This is a genomic window from Micromonospora sp. NPDC052213 (assembly GCF_040679695.1).
Classification (GTDB): Bacteria; Actinomycetota; Actinomycetes; order Mycobacteriales; family Micromonosporaceae; genus Micromonospora.
Genome location: NZ_JBFAVI010000336.1, coordinates 1 through 1,997, shown reverse-complemented (window position 1 = coordinate 1,997; position 1,997 = coordinate 1). Strand labels below are relative to the sequence as shown.

2 protein-coding genes are annotated in these 1,997 nt (G+C 72.9%); both read right to left on the bottom strand.

Annotation, left to right across the window (positions count from 1 at the left end):
• Positions 1-128: 128 nt before the first annotated feature.
• Positions 129-776 carry a hypothetical protein gene (locus AB0L34_RS33700; protein ID WP_363709709.1) on the bottom strand — a complete coding sequence of 216 codons (648 nt, stop codon included), beginning with the start codon at positions 774-776 and terminating at the stop codon, positions 129-131.
• The gene (locus AB0L34_RS33695) at positions 773-1,837 is read right to left on the bottom strand and encodes a glucose-1-phosphate thymidylyltransferase (protein ID WP_363709707.1); all 1,065 of its coding nucleotides are present in this window, start codon (positions 1,835-1,837) and stop codon (positions 773-775) included. The genes AB0L34_RS33700 and AB0L34_RS33695 overlap by 4 nt, the downstream gene beginning before the upstream one ends.
• Positions 1,838-1,997 lie beyond the last annotated feature (160 nt).

The window sequence follows — 1,997 nt, the reverse complement described above, 5'->3', positions numbered from 1 at the left end:
CTCACGCGCCCGGTCCCCCGCGCCGCCGGCTAACGGACCTCCTCACCACCCCGACACGCGAATGCCCCCGGTTACGACGCCGGGCCCGCCCGCCACACGCCGGGCGGCCCCGTCCTCGTGACTACGACTCAGGTCCAGCCGTCGGTCAGCACCGCCAGGACCACCGGCTGCTCACGGGGTCCGGGCACGACGTGCGTGGCCACGCGCAGCGTGCCCGACACATAGACCAGCCAACCCGACCTCGACGCCGGAGCGAGTGTCAGGGGAACGTACGTCGGCAGGTGCAGCCGCCGCAGACACCGCAGGACGGCACCCGTCCGGCACGCGGCCTGGTCGTGGCTCTCCCCCGCCAGCTCCGCCGCCTCCCGCGCCAGCGCGGCGTGCTCGGCCAGCGACCGGTCCCACTCGGCCGGGGAGGACGTCCGCACCGCCGCGACGTCACAGACCAACCGGCCGGCGCCGGTCACCTCGAGGGACACGCCGTCTGCCGTCGCCGTGACGGTGGTCGTGGCGCCCCGGTGCAGCGGACCGCCAGTGGACACGAACGCGCTCGCCGCGGCGGGTGCGACCCCGGCCGTGGGGCCCGCGACCGGTCGCACCGCGACGGCCAGCTCGACGCCGAGGAGGTCGCGGAGGGCCGTCTCGACGCACGTTGACAGCGCGGCCATGGTCGTCGGGACATCAGCCGCACCGTCGACAGGCACGGCACGGCGGGACGCGACCGCCCGGAACGGCGACCCGGCCGGCAGCCGCGACACGACTGCCGGCCGTCTCACCACGGCACCTCGATGCGCGCGTGGTCACCGCTGACGACACGGTGGCCGGCGTGTCGGTCACCGCGGCCGATCTCGGTTCCGCGACCGATGATCGAGTCCGTCAGCCGGGTCACCTGCGAGATCCTCGCACCGTCCATGACGACGGACCCGGACAGCTCGCTGCCCCGGATGAGGCAGTCACGGCCGACCGAGGTGTAGGGGCCCACGTGACTGTCCTCGATCACCGAGCCGGGGCCGATGATCGTCGGACCTTCGACATGGCTGCGAACGATCCGCGCACCCGCCGCGATGGAGACGCGGGGACCCACGGCGCTGAACGGATCGACGTCGCCACCGCGCTGCGCGTCGACGCCCTCCAGTAGACGTCGGTTGCCCGCCAGGACGTCGTCGCTGTCGGCCACGTCCTTCCAGTAGCCGGTGTACTCGCTGGCCCGTACGGCGACACCCTGGTCCACGAGCCACTGCACCGCGTCCGTGAGCTCGAGCTCGCCGCGGCGGCTGGGCCGGATGGCGTCGACGGCCACGTGGACTGCCGGGGTGAAGAAGCAGGCCCCGATGAGGGCGAGGTTGCTGCGGGGCCGCTGGGGCTTCTCCACGAGACGGACCACCCGGCCGTCCCGATCGAGTTCGACCACTCCGAAGGGCCGCGGATCGGGGACCTTCTGCACGAGGAGGTGCGCGCCGGCGCCGCCCCGTCGGAACTCCGCGGCACCGCCGCCGAGGCCGTCGGGAAGCAGGTTGTCGCCGAGGTGGAGCAGGAAGTCGTCGTCACCGAGATAACCCCGCGCGACCCGCACGGCGTGCGCGAGTCCCCGCGGCGACTCCTGAGTCAGGTAGGTGATCTCGACGTCGTTCCAGGATCCGCCCCCGAGCGCCTGCCTGATCTGCGATCCGTGGTCGCCGACCACCATGCCCACCTCGGTGATCCCGATGTCGCGGATCCCCTGTAGGACGTGCTCGAGCAACGGCCGGTTCGCCAGTGGAACCAATTGTTTGGGCAGCGAGTGGCTGATGGGCCGCAGCCGGGTACCCGAGCCGCCGGACAACACCAGAGCCTTCACGATTTCTCCCGTCGGTTCGGGCGACGTCGTCCGGCGGGGGCCGTGGTGCACGAGGACCGTGCCCCCGACGCCACGGGACGACGCACGCCGGGCCGGGTCAGGGCAGGCCGGCGGACCGGCCAGCCCGGACGCCCTGGTCAAAGCACAAGCAGGATCTTGC